The sequence below is a fragment of the Streptomyces sp. DH24 genome (assembly GCF_029813775.1).
Taxonomy (GTDB): domain Bacteria; phylum Actinomycetota; class Actinomycetes; order Streptomycetales; family Streptomycetaceae; genus Streptomyces.
Map to the genome: position 1 here is coordinate 1 of NZ_JARVKW010000117.1, position 452 is coordinate 452.

Below are 452 nucleotides of genomic sequence, written 5' to 3' on the forward strand. Positions count from 1 at the left end.
GACTCGGCGGGCGCTGCCGGCGTCGCCTTGCGGGTGCGGCGGCGCGGGGCCGCGGCCTCCGGCTCGTGCGCGGCCTGCGCCGGGATGCCGACGGACGGCTGACCGGCCTCGGCCGGCTCGACGGCCTTTCGGGTGCGGCGGGTCTTCGGCTTGGCCTCCGCGCCCTCCGCGGTGTCGACCGCGGCCTCGGCGGTGGCCGTTGCCTTGCGCGTGCGGCGCGGCTTGGCCTCGGTGGCCTCGGCGGTGTCGACCGCCGTCTCCGCCGTGGTCGCCGCCGTCTTACGGGTGCGGCGGCGCGGAGTGGTCGGCTCGGTGGCCTCGGCCGCCTCCGGGGTGACGGCCGGCTCGGCCGTCTTGCGGGTGCGGCGGGTCTTCGGCTTGGCCTCCGCGCCCTCCGCGGTGTGCACGGCGGCCTCGGCGGTGGCCGCTGCCATGCGCGGGCGGCGCGGCCG

The 452-nt window shown here is 80.8% G+C and carries 1 pseudogene; it reads right to left on the minus strand.

Features of this window, described 5'->3' with window-relative positions:
* Positions 1–434: pseudogene (locus QC282_RS32100) on the minus strand (hypothetical protein); the annotation flags it as partial.
* Between the last annotated feature and the right edge of the window lie 18 nt (positions 435–452).